Raw genomic sequence first — 14,192 nt, 5'->3', positions numbered from 1 at the left:
TGCAGGCAGGGGAGGATATCACTTAATTAAACTTCTTTACTGAAGATTTAATTTTTTACTTAAAATATATCTACTTCCGATCCAACATGCGATCATAAGGAGGATGCAGAATATAATATTTACAGCCAGAACAGGATTAAGATAAGTATCAATAGAAATAGCAGCATTCGTAGCAAGATCTACATTCATGAATGTACCATAATTAGAGAAGCCGATTACTATAAGTTCTATGAATCCAAAGATCTGCTGAAGGATATAAATACCAATATAGGCCGCAATGGAAGCGAGAACTTTGTGAGTAGAGGCAAGGTTTCCGACTGTTACACTGAAAAACAGCATAATGATCATCTGAAATGGTGAAAGGATAATGGCAAAAATAGTTAAGGCTGTAAGTAGTGGCATCTGTCCCATCTGGCTGAGCATAACGGGCCAGACAAGACGAAAGCTGGAGAATAGATCCTTCGTGCCAGCTAAAATGAGGCAGGAAATAATAATAACCAGAATATCAATCAGCAGCCATGGTACTGCAGCCAGTCCTTTTGAAAGTAAAAGCTGCGTTGGAGTTACAGGTAGTGTATTGGTGAGGTAACCCTGATCAGTGAATACCTTTTTGTAAAAATGATAACCTATATACACATAAGTAAATATTACAACACTTGAGATAATAACAACAAGGGCAAAGATAAGTAATCCTGTTAAAACACTGATAATACCGGATGAGCTGTTTAGTAAGTTATCTACTCCACCGCCTAATGCAAAGTAAAATCGGGATAGCAGAGCGAACAATAAAACACACCCATGAATCGGCAGTAAAAGCTTTGAAATAGAACGCCATTCATATTTAAATAATTTTCCTAACATTTGAATACCTCCCGGAATAATACATCTACGGATTTTCCTTGATTAAAACGAATGTCTTCTACATCATTTTGAAGAACGATGTGACCGTTTTGAATAAAAACGACTTCATCTAAAATATTTTCCACATCGGAAATAAGGTGAGTGGAGATAAGAATAGTAGAATCCTGTTCGTAGTTGTTGATAATCGTACTTAAAATATAATCTCTAGCGGCTGGATCTACACCAGCAATCGGCTCATCAAGACAGTAAAGCTTTGCGTGGCGGCTCATCACAAGAATTAACTGCACCTTTTCTTTTGTTCCTTTGGAAAGCGTCTTGATTCTGGAATTCGGATCAATGTGTAGTTTTTCCAACATAGAGATGGCTCGTGTTCTGTCAAAGTCTTCATAAAAATCTTCAAAAAATGTAATTGCTTCCGAAACTTTTTGTGTTTCATCTAAATAGGTACGTTCCGGTAGATAGGAAACGATTTTCTTTGTCTCTACACCGGGTGCATTGCCATTGATGAAAAGTTCACCTTTTGTTGGAGCAAGTAATCCATTAATTAACTTAATCAAAGTAGTCTTTCCACTTCCGTTTGGCCCAAGAAGACCGATAATCCTACCGGAATTTAAAGAAAGATTAATACCGTCTAAGGCAAGTTTGCGGCCATACTTTTTAGATAAATTCTTACATTCGAGAATTGTACTCATTCTTGATTCTCCTTTCCAAGCTTTTCAAGTAAAGCGATTGTTTTGTTATAATCAAATCCCATCTGTGACATCTTATTCAGAAATTCTTTAATCTGTGTAGATGCCAGTTCTTCTCTCATTTTCTCAATCATATCTTTATCCTCTGTTATAAATCGTCCGCTTGTTCTTGCGGAATGAACGAGATTCTCCCTTTCTAATTCCGAAAGAGCTTTCTGCATCGTATTAGGATTCACACCTGCCTGTGCAGCTAAATCCCGGACCGAAGGAAGCTTATCCCCCGGTTGATATTGACCGGACACAATATAAAACGACACCTTCTCAATAATCTGAGCGTAGATTGGCCGGCTGGAATCAAGATTCCAAGACATTTACAACACCTCCTGCCTATTATGTTACATCATTATAGCTATATCACATCACCTGCTGTATTATTGTACTAAGCGATTAATACAATAATACATCCGCAAAATGAAAATGTCAATACAAAATAAAAATTTAAGAATACCCCGGCATTCTTGCTGCGCCCTGTCGGGGCTATATCAGATTCCTGGTATCTTTGCGCAAAAAACAAATGCGAAAAAGATTCTGAGATAAAGCATGACTTTTTTTATAGTTTACGGTACAATAGTCGAAATGAGGGAAGCAATTTTGCTGAGGCATTCTTGAATTCTCAGGCAGATTACTCGTGTGAGCTGTGATTAAAAAATGAAACAGGATAAGGAGAAAAATCATGGAAAACAAACGAAAGTTTGGACATCTGGCTGCTATTTTTACGATTTTTATCTGGGGGACAACATTTATTTCAACAAAGATTTTACTGAGAGCATTCGAACCGGTAGAAATCTTATTTTTCCGCTTTGTAATGGGATACATTTTACTGTGGATCATGAATCCCCATCGATTGCCGATAAAAAGCTGGAAACAGGAACTGACATTTGCAGCAGCAGGACTTACGGGAATGACATTGTACTATTTAATGGAAAATGTAGCACTTACTTATTCACAGGCATCGAATGTAGGAGTCATCGTTTCAATCGCGCCGGTATTTACCGCAATTACAGCACGCATTTTCTTAAAAGAAGAAGGAAAACTTCGACCAGCATTTTTCATAGGGTGTGTGATTGCCCTCATTGGAATTTCCCTGATCAGTTTTAGCGGAACAACGATGCACCTAAATCCGATCGGTGACCTTCTTTCTGTTGGTGGAGCGATAATCTGGTCATTTTATTCCGTACTTTCCAAAAAAATAGGAAGCTTTGGTTATTCTGTAGTTCAGGCAACAAGAAGAACCTTTTTCTATGGAATACTATTTATGATCCCGGCATTATTTATATTTGATTTTAAATGGGATCTGACCCGTTTCGCCACACCGGCATACCTATTCAACATTTTCTATTTGGGACTTGGAGCATCCGCCATCTGCTTTGTCACATGGAACATGGCAGTAAGAATACTTGGAGCAATCAAAACAAGCGTATATATCTACCTCGCTCCGGTAGTAACAGCGGTAACATCCGTCATTATTCTACATGAAAAAATAACATTTTTATCCGGATTAGGAATCCTGTTAGTACTCGGTGGACTTCTATTATCTGAGCAAAAGAAAAAATTTTTTTCTATTAGGGGTAGAAAGCAAACGGAAAATGTTATAGAATAAAGTACAGAATGATAAAAGACAGGAGGAACATCTTTGAAAAGAGAAACCGTTATAGTAATAGATTTCGGTGGACAGTATAATCAGCTTGTTGCACGCCGCGTTCGCGAATGTAACGTATACTGTGAGATTTATTCTTATAAAACAAACATTGAAACAATCAAAGCAATGAACCCAAAGGGAATCATCTTAACAGGTGGACCAAACAGCTGCTACGAAGCAGATTCCCCAACCTATACAAAAGAACTTTTTGAACTGGGAATCCCTGTTCTTGGTTTATGCTACGGCGCACAGCTTATGATGCATATCCTTGGTGGTAAGGTAGAGGCAGCTCCAGTACGTGAGTACGGAAAAACGGAAGTATTAGTAGATAAAAAAGATTCTAAAATCTTTGCAGACGTATCCGAGAAAACTATTTGCTGGATGAGTCACTTTGACTACATTTCCAAAGTAGCACCAGGATTTGAAATCAGCGCACACACAGCAGACTGTCCGGTAGCAGCCGCAGAGAATGCAAAAAAAAGTTTATATGCTATCCAGTATCATCCAGAAGTTCTTCATACAGTAGAAGGAACAAAGATGTTATCTAACTTCGTATTAAACGTATGCGGATGCGCAGGCGACTGGAAGATGGATGCCTTTGTAGAGAACACCGTAAAAGAAATTCGTGAAAAAGTAGGCGATGGACGAGTATTACTCGCTCTCTCCGGCGGAGTAGACTCCTCCGTAGCAGCCGGATTATTATCCAAAGCCATCGGCAAGCAGTTAACTTGTGTATTCGTAGATCATGGTCTTCTCCGTAAAGACGAAGGCGACGAAGTAGAAAGCGTATTCGGTCCAGAAGGACAGTTCGATTTAAACTTCATTCGTGTTAATGCGCAGCAGAGATACTACGATAAGTTAGCAGGCGTAACGGAACCAGAAGCAAAACGTAAGATAATCGGAGAAGAATTCATCCGTATTTTCGAAGAAGAAGCTAAGAAGATCGGTGCAGTAGACTTCCTCGCACAGGGAACCATTTACCCAGACGTTGTAGAAAGTGGCCTTGGCGGTGAATCCGCAGTAATCAAGTCCCACCACAACGTAGGAGGACTCCCTGACTACGTTGATTTCAAAGAAATCATCGAACCACTCCGCGATCTCTTCAAAGACGAAGTACGAAAAGCCGGTCTGGAACTCGGAATCCCTGAAAAGTTAGTATTCCGTCAGCCTTTCCCAGGTCCAGGACTTGGAATCCGAATCATTGGCGAAGTAACCGCAGAAAAAGTACAGATCGTTCAGGATGCCGATGCCATCTACCGCGAAGAAATCGCGAATGCAGGTCTCGACCAGGAAATCAATCAGTACTTTGCAGCACTCACAAACATGCGCTCCGTTGGCGTAATGGGCGATGAGAGAACCTACGACTACGCAGTAGCACTCCGCGCCGTAAAGACAATCGACTTCATGACTGCAGAATCCGCTGAGTTACCATACGAAGTCCTTAATAAAGTTATGAATCGAATCATCAACGAAGTCAAAGGCGTAAACAGAGTATTCTACGATCTGACGAGCAAACCGCCAGGAACGATAGAGTTCGAGTAGCTTGAAAAATCGCGGAAAAGCCCATAAATAAAGGCTTTGCGGGGTGTCGAAAAGACCAAATGGAGTGCAAATGGAGTTTAAAAATTATTTTTTTCTCTTGTTTATATTCCAGATTCACCTGCAAATTTCGTGAAATCGGTTATTCTCATAAAATAAAATTAGAGTAAATATGAAGAACAGTTTGTTTTGATTGAAGTGATTTTCGTCAAGGCAGACTGTTTTTTTGTTGCCTGCATTTAGAAAACAGATACCACAGAAAGGTTCTTTACTTTCGATGAGCTTAAACTCCATGACACAGTAATCACACTGATGGAGAATTAAAAAACAAGAAAATTTGATAAATTTCGGAAAATGATGTCCGATTTTGCATCTGCCAGTACAGAGTATATGAAGAGATAAATATTCAAAACACAGGAGGTACTGATTATGCAGAATAAATTATTTTTAAAGGCAGCCGATATATGTGAACTTCTGGAAGTAAAACAGACATCGGCTTATGAAATCATCGGAAATCTGAACAAGGAACTGGAAGAACAGGGCTACCTGACGCTTAGAGGAAAAGTTCCGACAAAGTATTTTGTGAAGCGTTTCTACGGAGTAGAAGATACTTGTGAGATTCCACAGGAAGAGGGAAAGGAATGGTTTCATGCGTAAGAGAAAAATGTATTTATCAGTGGAAGACATTGCAGAACTCTTTGGATTATCAGTTTCGTTTGCTTACCGGGTAGTGGAAAGAATGAATGCCGATCTGGCAAGCAAGAACTATTATGTGATTCTCGGTCGGGTGCCAACCCGCTATGTAGAGGACAAGATCTATGGTCTGGAACATGTTGAGCAGTATTTGAAGGAGGATAAAGCGGTATGAGTATGATGCAGGAAAAAATGTATATGGATGTGGATGATGTGTGTGCAATTCTTGGAGTTTCAAAAACTTATGCATATAGTCTGATGCGAGAATACAACAAAGAATTGAAGGCAAAAGGCTATATTGTAGTAGCTGGAAAAATCTCTACGAAATTCCTGGCAGAAAAGATTTATGGCATGAAAGTCGAGGATTAGCAATGGGGGTTTACAAAGAAGGAAAAAACTGGAAAGTACAGGTCTATTACAAAGACTGGCAGGGAAATCGGAAAAGAAAACAGAAAAGAGGATTCAGGACCAAGGGTGAAGCTAAGGAATGGGAAAGAGATTTCCTGCAACAGCAGAGCCAGGGTGTGGATATTGAATTTGGAAATTTTCTGGAGATTTATTACAAAGATATGGATGTCCGTCTCAGAGAAAACACTATGTACACGAAGCGATATATTATTGACCTGAAAATCAAGCCTTATTTTGAAAAGAAGATTCTCAGTGAAATTACGGTGGCAGACGTCCGTGCATGGCAGAATGAGTTGCTGACGTATAAGGATAAGAATGGAAAAGGATATTCTCCTACTTATCTGAAAACAGTGAACTGCCAGCTGACTGCAATCTTCAATTATGCAATGCGGTATTATAACCTGCAGGATAATCCCTGCAGGAAGGCAGGAGCGATTGGCAAGAGTAAAGGAGAACCGAAGGACTTCTGGATGCAGGAAGAGTTCAATGCTTTTCTGGAAACAGTAAGTGATAAGCCGGAGACAAGAATGGCGTTTCTTTTGTTGTACTGGACCGGAATGCGTATCGGTGAATTGCTTGCACTTACTTATAATGACATCAATCTTGAAGAGAAAACCATATCAATCAATAAATCTTATCAGAGACTGAAAGGAAAGGATATGATCACGCAGCCGAAAACTCCAAAGAGTATCCGTGTGATTACGATGCCGGATTTTCTTGCAGAGGAATTTAGGGAGTATTGCAGTCATTTGTATGGAATTATGAAAAAGGAAAGACTTTTTCGGTTTACCAAATCGCATATGGAACATTGTATGGCTACCGGAATCGAGCGGTCTGGTGTAAAGCGGATACGACTTCATGATCTCCGCCATTCCCATGCCAGTATGCTGGTTGATATGGGGGTGGCTCCATTGGAGATTGCAGAACGCCTTGGACATGAAAAGGTGGAAACCACGTTGAACACTTATTCACATCTGTATCCGTCTACACAGAGTAAATTAGCAGGTTTGCTAGATAAGAAACATGAGGAAGAGGAGGAATAAGCGATGGCTGGTGACAGACATGGAAAACACAACACAACGACCATTTCTTTTCGGGTGAATTCTTATGAAAAAGCAACAATTGAAGAACGAGTGAAAGTGAGCGGAATGAAAAAACAGGATTATATCGTCCGATCATGCATTTACAATCATGTATGTGTTGTTGGAAAGAAAGAAACAATTGAGATTATCCGGTCAGAAATGAAGGAAATGAGTTTGGTTTTGGAGGATGTGGCAAAAGATTTGAAGTCTGAAAAACCAGTTATTTCAGAACCGGTTCTTGATAGTATGACAGAACGGTATCTTGCATTTTTGGAAGCAGCATTATGGATGCTGAAAGGTTCAAGTTATTTATGGGAGGATAAAAAGGATGGAAGAGAAAGTAATGAAGGATTGTAAAGTGCTGGCATTGTGTTCACAAAAAGGCGGGGTTGGCAAGACAACAAGTTGCGTGAATCTGGCAGTCGGACTTGCAAAAGCAGGGAAGAAAGTGCTTGTGATTGACAATGATCCGCAGGGAAGTATGACAGCAAGTCTTGGGTATCATAACCCAGATGAATTACCAATCACACTGGCTACTATTCTGACAAAGATTGTAGAAGATGAACTATTTGAAAATACACTGGGAATTTTACATCACCAGGAAGGAATTGATTTGATTCCGGCAAACATCGAACTCTCTGGAATGGAAGTTTCACTTGTAAATATTATGAGCAGGGAACTTGTCTTAAAACAATATATAGAAAGAATGAGAGAAGAATACGACTATATATTGATTGACTGTATGCCATCACTTGGAATGCTGACGATCAATGCACTTGCCAGTGTCGATGCAGTTATTATACCTGTCCAGGCGGCTTATCTTCCTGTAAAGGGTCTAGAACAGCTGATACGGACGATAGGAAAGGTGCGAAGACAGCTTAACAAACAACTGAAAATTGGAGGTATATTGATCACAATGGTGGATAACCGAACGAACTATGCAAGAGATATATCTGATCTGATTTTTGATACATATGGAAACCAGATTAAGATTTTTCCACAGAGTATTCCATTTTCAGTACGAGCAGCTGAAATCAGTGCGGAAGGAATCAGCATATTTGAGCATGATCCAAAAGGAAAAGTAGCGGCTGCATATTGGCAGATGACACAGGAGGTGCTTTTGGATGAAAGGTAGAAGTGCATCGAAGATAAAACTGACATCTTATGATGAATTACTTGGAGGAGGAGAAGAAACGAACGATATCCAGCAGGTTTCACTTGAGCATTTACATTCTTTCGAGAACCATCCATTTCAAGTAAATGATGATGAGGCAATGGCGGAACTGGTGGAAAGTGTGAAAGAAGAGGGAATTCTTACAGCATTACTGGTACGACCGCTGGGTGATGGTGAATATGAAATCATCGCCGGTCACAGAAGGAGACATGCGGCACAACTTGCTGGTCTTAAAGAGGTTCCGGTTATTATCAGAAATATGGATCAAGATACAGCTGTCCGTGCGATGGTAGACAGCAATCTGCAGAGACCTAATATACTCCCAAGTGAAAAGGCATTTGCTTACCGTATGAAGATGGAAGCAATGAATCATCAGGGAACATCAGGCGGTATCAGTGCGAAAGACATTGGAAAGAACGCAAATGACAGTGCAAGGCAGGTGTATCGCTATATCCGGCTTACTTATCTGATGAATGACCTATTAAACGCAGTAGATCGTGATGTGATCGGATTGCAGGTAGGTGTAGAGCTTTCCTACCTTACGGTTCCAGAACAGGAGATGGTGGAGGAAGTGCATGAGAGTACCGGAAAATATCCAAGTCTGGAACAGGCAAAAAAAATAAGGCAACATCGAGAAGAAAAAACGCTGACAAAAGAGATTGTGCGGCTCCTGGTTATAGGAGAGCGTAAAAAGAAAACAACGGTAACATTAAAACAGGATGAAATTAAGAAGTATTTTCCTCCAGAGTATGATGAACAGAAGATACGGACTGTTATATGTCAGCTTTTGGAGGAATGGAGCAATCAGAATCATTGATAAGTACGAAGGGAGGGATGTGTCATGAGTATAAGAGCAACATTCCATTATTTTCAAGGAATGGAATGCGATATGTACAGTTTTTATCGTATTCCCAAACTGCTGTTTACAAGTGAATATTTTAAAAATCTCTCCTGCGAAGCAAAGGTGCTGTACGGACTGATGTTAGACCGGATGTCACTGTCCATCAAGAACCGGTGGTTTGATGAAGAGGACAGGGCATATATTTTCTTTTCGGTGGAAGAGATTATGGAAATGCTTAACTGTGGCAGGAATAAGGCTGTGAATTGTCTAAAAGAGCTGGATCAGGAAAAAGGGATTGGATTGATTGAGAAGAGGCGAATCGGACTTGGAAAAACAAATGTTATTTACGTGAAAAATTTCAGCCTGACAGAATATCCAGATGAGCCAGCAATCTTTGATTCGGAAGAAACACCGGAAAATGTAGCAGAGAGAAAAGAAAATACAGAGACAGAAATAGAAGAATATGCGAAAAAAGAGCCGGAAAAGCCCGTAAATACACAGAAGTTTGAAAAACAAACTTCAGGAAGTTTGAAAAATAAACTTCAAGAAGTTTCAAAAACAAACTTCAAGGAGTTTGAAAAACAAACTTCAAGAAGTTTAGAAAACAAACTTCAAGAAGTTTCAAAAACAAACTGTAATAATACTGAATATAATTATACTGAATTTAGTGAGAATGAATCTTATCAATATCTATCTGAACAAGAGAAAGGGAGAGATAGGATACAGGAGAGAAATGAGTATCGACAGTTAATTCATGATAATATCGAATATGAGATCCTTTGTCAGAGCTATGGAACTGGACGAGTAGAAGAGCTGGTAGAGCTGATGCTGGATGCAATATGTTCGACAAAGACATATCAACAGATCAATGGGGAAGCTGTGCCTACACAAGTGGTCAAGAGCCGTTTGCTCAAAGTCGGGTATGAACACATCCAGTATGTGTTTTTCAGTCTTGACAGGAGTACAAGCAAAGTGAAGAATATCCGGCAGTATATGCTGACGGTATTGTATAACGCTCCTGCAACAATCAATCAGTTTTATGATGCTGAAGTTCGACATGACATGTACTGGGGGAAGGATATTCCAGACAGGTAAGAACTTTGTGCCCACTGGGCACGAAGTTTAAAAAGAGATAGTCATATCTGGCAGATATGCTAAAATAACCTTGTGTCCACTGGGCACAAAGTAGGAGGAAGAATTATGTTGAGATTTATGATAAAACTGCCATTTCGAATTATTGCAGCTCCTGTTTGGCTGGTACTTGCAGCGGTGAATATTGTGCTGGTGTTCCTGGTTGGGTTATCTGCTGGATTCTGCTATCTGATAGCCGGAATCTCTGTTGTGACAGAAGTTTTGAGTATTGGGTTTGGAATCAGTACGGACTGGACAATGAAATCAGCGATTATTACGACAGTAGTGTTTGTTCTACTCCCACATATCGGTATGGGGATAGTTGCAGTAATTGAAGTTGTGAAATGTGGATTACAGGAATTTATTTTTGGATGATTGTGGAAAATATAGTGGCGCTATATGGAAAGGCAGAAATAAACAATGGAAGAATTATATAAAGTGATGGATGATTTGCTTGAGGTGGAATTTCAGATGAAAGCAGGGATGGATATTCTGAAAGAACTGGAAGAGTTTTATATGCTGGAAAAAGAAACCGAAAAATCGGATGCTAGAAAAGTAGCTGTGCTGATGAAAGGATATCTGCAGTCGATGAAGTCAAATATTCGAGAAATCATTCGTTATATTGATGACACGACACTTGAAAAATCAAATGATAAAAAGAAAGATAAACAGGAATCTGCGAGCACCATATCCGAGGAAGTGCAGGAATTTGTGAATCTGACAATTACAGAGCATATGGGGAAAGCATATTCAGAATGGAAGTTAAAGCAGGATAAAGAGCCAGTAAGTGAGATTGATAAGAAATACCAGAAATTACTGGAAACGTTATCCCAAGAACAGGAAGAAGTGATTACGGAATACTGTAATGCAATTTTTAGCAGTGGAGCAGAAACAGAAGAATTTTTCTATCGACTGGGATTAAAAGATGGACTGAATCTGAAAAATACGGTAAAATCTGTATTAGAAATGATATCATGAAATCGGAAGTTGGAGGATACACGCATGAAAATTGTAATCATTAATGGAAGTGCCAGAAAAGGAAACACGCTGACAGCAATCAATGCATTTATAAAAGGAGCATCAGAAAAGAATGAAATTGAAATCATTGAACCTGACAAACTCAACATTGCACCATGCAAGGGATGTGGTGTCTGTCAATGCTCTAAGGGATGCGTCGATAAGGATGATACAAATCCTACAATTGATAAAATTGCTGCCGCAGATATGATTCTTTTTGCTACACCAGTTTATTGGTGGGGAATGTCAGCACAATTGAAACTTATCATTGATAAGTGCTACTGCCGTGGATTGCAGTTAAAAAATAAAAAAGTTGGCACGATTGTTGTAGGCGGTTCTCCCGTAGACAGTATCCAGTATGAGCTGATTGATAAGCAGTTTGACTGTATGGCAAAATATCTTTCATGGGATATGCTTTTCAAAAAATCATATTATGCAACAGCCAGAGATGAACTTGAAAAAAACAAGGATTCCATGAACGAACTTGAGGGGATCGGAAAAAATTTATAAAGCACGTTCCAAATTCCTGTTTGCATATTTCATCAAACGGTACATATTAAAATTAACACAAAGGGAGATGTTAGAATGAAAGCTCATGAATATTGGTCTGTCGGAGCATTGATAACGATGCTAGGAACTTTTTATAGCGGATATAAAGGTTCAAAATCAAGCCATAAATATTTTGCGGCAAGTTCTTTGCTTTGTATGATTATGGCTATTTACACAGGTCATAAGATGATATCTAAAAACAAGAAAACAAAGAAAGAACCAATATCATTAGGAAATGAAGAATAATACAATCAACCTTGTGCCCAGTGGGCACGAAGTTGGCATAGTCACTATGGTGTCAGGAGAAATCCTGGCATCTTTTTTTTATATCTTTTTACACTTCAAAAAATAATTTCAAAAAATTTCTAAAATCATGTCCGATTTTGTCGCTCCCAATACAGAGTATATGGAAGGCAAATTGAAAATCCTCTGATTTCCAAAAATCACAAACGTAAAAGAGGTTCAGACAGTTCTTCCGATTGCACCTTGACAATTGAAGGAGCTGATACATCTTGAGGAACATGCTTACCGGAGATAATCCGGCTCGTGCAGGCGAAGACTCCTACGGGAAGAGCGAAGCAATAATGATACCACCGAAGGGTACAGGACCTCTGCTGAAACAGAGACTGTGACTGTATTTTTACAGCCGGGTTATCTGGAATGATAACGATCAGATGTATATGTACAGACAAAGCCCAAATGTGAATACTTAGATTTTCTTATTTATATTACAGGAGAAATCCTGTAGCAAGTGGGGAATGGTTCGAATCCATTCCTCATTTTTTCGTGCAGAAAATGCACAGATTATTATCCTGTTTGAAATACCAGGGAAGGGTGTTGCAGGAAGAAAGGGAGGACAAAAAGAATGAATACGATTGTTTTAATGGGTAGACTTGCCAGAGATCCAGAAACTAAGCTGACATCTACGCAAAAGGGACAAACCAAAGTATCTAGGTTTCCACTGGTAGTAAAAAGAAATCGCACAAGCAAAGCATTTGTAGTGATGATCACAGCTTATGGAAATAATGCAGAATTTGTGGAGAAATATCTTGAAAAAGGAATTAAGATTGCTCTTTCCGGAGAGTTGGTAATCTCTCAGATCAAAGATGAACAGACTGGAACTGCATCCTATTATACCGAAGTCATTATGGATAATGTAGAGTTTGCAGAAGCCAAAACAAAAAAAGAAGAATCTGACGGATTTCAACCAGCAGAGAAGAGGAAGATTCCATTCGATATACCAGAAGAACTTGAACAAGAAATGCCATTTCGATAGGAGGACAAGATTTATGAGAAAATACTTTTTAGAATTATTTGCAATAGGATTGGTTGATTCAGAAGGAAGAATCAATACAGAACATATGACAAGTGATGCGCTTATGACTGCCATGAAAACAATGGAAGAGCTGACGCAAATGAAAATGGATCGTTTGGTTTTGGAAACAACAATGGAGATGATCTTATGTATGTTTGAGTCATGTGACACAGAGGAATTTACAGAAATATTAGGCAAGCTGCTTGGCGGAAAGCAGACTTCTAAAGTGACAGCTCATTTGGAAGCACTGGAGGAATTGTTGACAGAAGAGGAATATAGTAGTTTCCTTGCAGAATATCTTGGTTATTTAACCGTGAATGTAGCAGAGTTTATTAGGAGCACAATCATTGAAAATGGTTTGATGTTACTTGCCGGTTCAGGAGGAGAAGAGGATGGAGAAGAGGATGGAGAAGACGGATTATAAAATCACAGAGTTTCACAATTCGGAGTTTGGTTCCATCCGTATGATTGAAGATGGAGGCAGACTTTTATTTTCTGGAATTGATGTAGCATTTGCTTTGGGATATGCAAAACCAAGAAATGCGATAAATGTTCATTGCAAGGGGGCCCTGAAACGGGGCGTCCTTACATCAGGTGGGGTACAGCCAATGATTTTTATTCCAGAGGGAGATGTATATCGGCTGATTACAAAAAGTCGTTTAAAGTCAGCACAGAATTTTGAGAAGTGGGTATTTGATGAGGTACTTCCGGCTATTAGGAAAACAGGCGGATATTTAGAGACCGATCTTTTAGACAGGGTAAAAGATAACCCGGAACTTCTTTTGGAATTTGCCGAGAGACTTTTGGCAGAAAACAATCGAAATCGAGAATTGCAAAATCGTGTAAAGGATATGCAGCCAAAAGCAGATTATTATGATCATTTCATGATTACAGGAGAATGCACCAATATTCGAACGACGGCAAAAGAGATTGAATTTCCAGAAAGAAAATTTGTGAAACTTCTTTTAAATAGAGGATTTCTATATAGGAGTCCATCCGGCACGCTGTTACCCTATGCGGTGGAGAAGAACAATGATCTGTTTATTGTAAAAGACTATTTTAACAATGGACATCTTGGTTCACAGACATTGGTTACACCAAAAGGAAAAGAATTTTTTAAAGCGTTGTGTGCGGAGGAAGAGTAAAGAATGAAGGAGGTGGTTGCCATGATTACAGATCTGGACAGCAGTTAAA

20 protein-coding genes are annotated in these 14,192 nt (G+C 39.3%); 17 read left to right on the top strand and 3 right to left on the bottom strand.

Annotated elements, in window-relative coordinates:
- Positions 1-36: 36 nt before the first annotated feature.
- The 3 genes from EHLA_RS12325 to EHLA_RS12315 are packed head-to-tail and all read right to left on the bottom strand — an operon-like array spanning position 37 to position 1,921.
- Positions 37-861 carry a hypothetical protein gene (locus EHLA_RS12325; protein ID WP_096241000.1) on the bottom strand — a complete coding sequence of 275 codons (825 nt, stop codon included), beginning with the start codon at positions 859-861 and terminating at the stop codon, positions 37-39.
- Positions 855-1,553: an ABC transporter ATP-binding protein gene (locus tag EHLA_RS12320; protein WP_096240999.1), complete on the bottom strand. Its 699-nt coding sequence runs from the start codon at positions 1,551-1,553 to the stop codon at positions 855-857. Before EHLA_RS12320 ends, EHLA_RS12325 begins: the two co-directional genes overlap by 7 nt.
- Positions 1,550-1,921 carry a GntR family transcriptional regulator gene (locus EHLA_RS12315; protein ID WP_096240998.1) on the bottom strand — a complete coding sequence of 124 codons (372 nt, stop codon included), beginning with the start codon at positions 1,919-1,921 and terminating at the stop codon, positions 1,550-1,552. The genes EHLA_RS12320 and EHLA_RS12315 overlap by 4 nt, the downstream gene beginning before the upstream one ends.
- Before the next feature lie 362 nt (positions 1,922-2,283).
- Here EHLA_RS12315 and EHLA_RS12310 point away from each other — a divergent pair, with 362 nt between their 5' ends.
- The 17 genes from EHLA_RS12310 (at position 2,284) to EHLA_RS12230 (ending at position 14,143) form a co-directional block, all read left to right on the top strand.
- The gene (locus tag EHLA_RS12310; RefSeq protein WP_096240997.1) at positions 2,284-3,210 is read left to right on the top strand and encodes a DMT family transporter; all 927 of its coding nucleotides are present in this window, start codon (positions 2,284-2,286) and stop codon (positions 3,208-3,210) included.
- Between the two features lie 33 nt (positions 3,211-3,243).
- Entirely contained in the window at positions 3,244-4,791 is a 1,548-nt protein-coding gene (gene guaA / locus EHLA_RS12305) for a glutamine-hydrolyzing GMP synthase (RefSeq protein WP_096240996.1), read from the top strand.
- Positions 4,792-5,217: 426 nt separating this feature from the next.
- Positions 5,218-5,445 (top strand): hypothetical protein, encoded by a 228-nt coding sequence (locus EHLA_RS12300; protein ID WP_008705329.1) that lies wholly within the window; start codon positions 5,218-5,220, stop codon positions 5,443-5,445.
- A complete protein-coding gene (locus tag EHLA_RS12295) occupies positions 5,438-5,656 on the top strand; it encodes a hypothetical protein (RefSeq protein ID WP_008393122.1) in 219 nt (72 codons plus the stop codon). The genes EHLA_RS12300 and EHLA_RS12295 overlap by 8 nt, the downstream gene beginning before the upstream one ends.
- Positions 5,653-5,850: a hypothetical protein gene (locus tag EHLA_RS12290; RefSeq protein ID WP_024853999.1), complete on the top strand. Its 198-nt coding sequence runs from the start codon at positions 5,653-5,655 to the stop codon at positions 5,848-5,850. Before EHLA_RS12295 ends, EHLA_RS12290 begins: the two co-directional genes overlap by 4 nt.
- Positions 5,851-5,852: 2 nt before the next feature.
- Positions 5,853-6,932 carry a site-specific integrase gene (locus EHLA_RS12285; RefSeq protein WP_024854000.1) on the top strand — a complete coding sequence of 360 codons (1,080 nt, stop codon included), beginning with the start codon at positions 5,853-5,855 and terminating at the stop codon, positions 6,930-6,932.
- A 3-nt stretch (positions 6,933-6,935) separates the two neighbouring features.
- Positions 6,936-7,328 carry a plasmid mobilization protein gene (locus tag EHLA_RS12280; protein ID WP_044925303.1) on the top strand — a complete coding sequence of 131 codons (393 nt, stop codon included), beginning with the start codon at positions 6,936-6,938 and terminating at the stop codon, positions 7,326-7,328.
- Positions 7,300-8,106, top strand: a complete 807-nt coding sequence (locus tag EHLA_RS12275) for a ParA family protein (RefSeq protein WP_026650281.1) — start codon at positions 7,300-7,302, stop codon at positions 8,104-8,106. Before EHLA_RS12280 ends, EHLA_RS12275 begins: the two co-directional genes overlap by 29 nt.
- Positions 8,096-8,962 carry a ParB/RepB/Spo0J family partition protein gene (locus EHLA_RS12270; RefSeq protein ID WP_026650282.1) on the top strand — a complete coding sequence of 289 codons (867 nt, stop codon included), beginning with the start codon at positions 8,096-8,098 and terminating at the stop codon, positions 8,960-8,962. Before EHLA_RS12275 ends, EHLA_RS12270 begins: the two co-directional genes overlap by 11 nt.
- A 24-nt stretch (positions 8,963-8,986) precedes the next feature.
- Entirely contained in the window at positions 8,987-10,081 is a 1,095-nt protein-coding gene (locus EHLA_RS12265) for a DUF6017 domain-containing protein (protein ID WP_028087787.1), read from the top strand.
- Positions 10,082-10,186: 105 nt separating this feature from the next.
- On the top strand, positions 10,187-10,492 hold the full coding sequence (locus tag EHLA_RS12260; RefSeq protein ID WP_028087788.1) for a hypothetical protein: 306 nt from the start codon (positions 10,187-10,189) through the stop codon (positions 10,490-10,492).
- Between the two features lie 45 nt (positions 10,493-10,537).
- Positions 10,538-11,095: a hypothetical protein gene (locus EHLA_RS12255; protein ID WP_044925306.1), complete on the top strand. Its 558-nt coding sequence runs from the start codon at positions 10,538-10,540 to the stop codon at positions 11,093-11,095.
- Between the two features lie 24 nt (positions 11,096-11,119).
- Positions 11,120-11,644 (top strand): flavodoxin family protein, encoded by a 525-nt coding sequence (locus EHLA_RS12250; protein WP_008119059.1) that lies wholly within the window; start codon positions 11,120-11,122, stop codon positions 11,642-11,644.
- 75 nt (positions 11,645-11,719) lie between these two features.
- A complete protein-coding gene (locus EHLA_RS12245; protein ID WP_009300563.1) occupies positions 11,720-11,929 on the top strand; it encodes a DUF6219 family protein in 210 nt (69 codons plus the stop codon).
- 619 nt (positions 11,930-12,548) lie between these two features.
- A complete protein-coding gene (locus EHLA_RS12240; protein ID WP_049946959.1) occupies positions 12,549-12,959 on the top strand; it encodes a single-stranded DNA-binding protein in 411 nt (136 codons plus the stop codon).
- Positions 12,960-12,972: 13 nt separating this feature from the next.
- The gene (locus EHLA_RS12235) at positions 12,973-13,422 is read left to right on the top strand and encodes a hypothetical protein (protein ID WP_026650179.1); all 450 of its coding nucleotides are present in this window, start codon (positions 12,973-12,975) and stop codon (positions 13,420-13,422) included.
- Positions 13,391-14,143 carry a phage antirepressor KilAC domain-containing protein gene (locus EHLA_RS12230; RefSeq protein ID WP_226852932.1) on the top strand — a complete coding sequence of 251 codons (753 nt, stop codon included), beginning with the start codon at positions 13,391-13,393 and terminating at the stop codon, positions 14,141-14,143. Before EHLA_RS12235 ends, EHLA_RS12230 begins: the two co-directional genes overlap by 32 nt.
- The last annotated feature ends 49 nt before the right edge of the window (positions 14,144-14,192 follow it).

The organism is Anaerobutyricum hallii (assembly GCF_900209925.1).
Taxonomy (GTDB): Bacteria; Bacillota; Clostridia; order Lachnospirales; family Lachnospiraceae; genus Anaerobutyricum; species Anaerobutyricum soehngenii.
The sequence above is the reverse complement of the archived record's forward strand: the minus strand, read 5'-3'. Positions and strand labels throughout refer to the sequence as shown.

Bases quoted from the DNA above. Each gene is read 5' to 3' on its own strand.
- EHLA_RS12325 (WP_096241000.1), bottom strand. From the start codon at position 861: ATGTTAGGAAAATTATTTAAATATGAATGGCGTTCTATTTCAAAGCTT.
- EHLA_RS12320 (WP_096240999.1), bottom strand. From the start codon at position 1,553: ATGAGTACAATTCTCGAATGTAAGAATTTATCTAAAAAGTATGGCCGC.
- EHLA_RS12315 (WP_096240998.1), bottom strand. From the start codon at position 1,921: ATGTCTTGGAATCTTGATTCCAGCCGGCCAATCTACGCTCAGATTATT.
- EHLA_RS12310 (WP_096240997.1), top strand. From the start codon at position 2,284: ATGGAAAACAAACGAAAGTTTGGACATCTGGCTGCTATTTTTACGATT.
- EHLA_RS12300 (WP_008705329.1), top strand. From the start codon at position 5,218: ATGCAGAATAAATTATTTTTAAAGGCAGCCGATATATGTGAACTTCTG.
- EHLA_RS12295 (WP_008393122.1), top strand. From the start codon at position 5,438: ATGCGTAAGAGAAAAATGTATTTATCAGTGGAAGACATTGCAGAACTC.
- EHLA_RS12290 (WP_024853999.1), top strand. From the start codon at position 5,653: ATGAGTATGATGCAGGAAAAAATGTATATGGATGTGGATGATGTGTGT.
- EHLA_RS12285 (WP_024854000.1), top strand. From the start codon at position 5,853: ATGGGGGTTTACAAAGAAGGAAAAAACTGGAAAGTACAGGTCTATTAC.
- EHLA_RS12280 (WP_044925303.1), top strand. From the start codon at position 6,936: ATGGCTGGTGACAGACATGGAAAACACAACACAACGACCATTTCTTTT.
- EHLA_RS12275 (WP_026650281.1), top strand. From the start codon at position 7,300: ATGGAAGAGAAAGTAATGAAGGATTGTAAAGTGCTGGCATTGTGTTCA.
- EHLA_RS12270 (WP_026650282.1), top strand. From the start codon at position 8,096: ATGAAAGGTAGAAGTGCATCGAAGATAAAACTGACATCTTATGATGAA.
- EHLA_RS12265 (WP_028087787.1), top strand. From the start codon at position 8,987: ATGAGTATAAGAGCAACATTCCATTATTTTCAAGGAATGGAATGCGAT.
- EHLA_RS12260 (WP_028087788.1), top strand. From the start codon at position 10,187: ATGTTGAGATTTATGATAAAACTGCCATTTCGAATTATTGCAGCTCCT.
- EHLA_RS12255 (WP_044925306.1), top strand. From the start codon at position 10,538: ATGGAAGAATTATATAAAGTGATGGATGATTTGCTTGAGGTGGAATTT.
- EHLA_RS12250 (WP_008119059.1), top strand. From the start codon at position 11,120: ATGAAAATTGTAATCATTAATGGAAGTGCCAGAAAAGGAAACACGCTG.
- EHLA_RS12245 (WP_009300563.1), top strand. From the start codon at position 11,720: ATGAAAGCTCATGAATATTGGTCTGTCGGAGCATTGATAACGATGCTA.
- EHLA_RS12240 (WP_049946959.1), top strand. From the start codon at position 12,549: ATGAATACGATTGTTTTAATGGGTAGACTTGCCAGAGATCCAGAAACT.
- EHLA_RS12235 (WP_026650179.1), top strand. From the start codon at position 12,973: ATGAGAAAATACTTTTTAGAATTATTTGCAATAGGATTGGTTGATTCA.
- EHLA_RS12230 (WP_226852932.1), top strand. From the start codon at position 13,391: ATGGAGAAGAGGATGGAGAAGACGGATTATAAAATCACAGAGTTTCAC.